Origin of the sequence: Acinetobacter halotolerans (assembly GCF_004208515.1) — a bacterium.
Lineage (GTDB): Bacteria > Pseudomonadota > Gammaproteobacteria > Pseudomonadales > Moraxellaceae > Acinetobacter > Acinetobacter halotolerans.
This window is the reverse complement of sequence record NZ_SGIM01000046.1, coordinates 1-222: the sequence shown is the minus strand read 5'-3', so window position 1 is coordinate 222 and position 222 is coordinate 1. Positions and strand designations below refer to the sequence as shown.

The window sequence follows — 222 nt, the reverse complement described above, 5'->3', positions numbered from 1 at the left end:
CGATTCTGACTCTGATAGCGACAGTGACTCAGACAGCGATTCTGACTCTGATAGCGACAGTGACTCAGACAGCGATTCTGACTCTGATAGCGACAGTGACTCAGACAGCGATTCTGACTCTGATAGCGACAGCGACTCAGACAGCGATTCTGACTCTGATAGCGACAGTGACTCAGACAGCGATTCTGACTCTGATAGCGACAGTGACTCAGACAGCGATTC

The 222-nt window shown here is 50.5% G+C and carries 1 protein-coding gene; it reads left to right on the top strand.

What is annotated here, in order from left to right:
* Positions 1 to 222: hypothetical protein (locus tag EXE30_RS15815; protein ID WP_041512032.1), on the top strand; the 222-nt coding region annotated here is incomplete at both ends.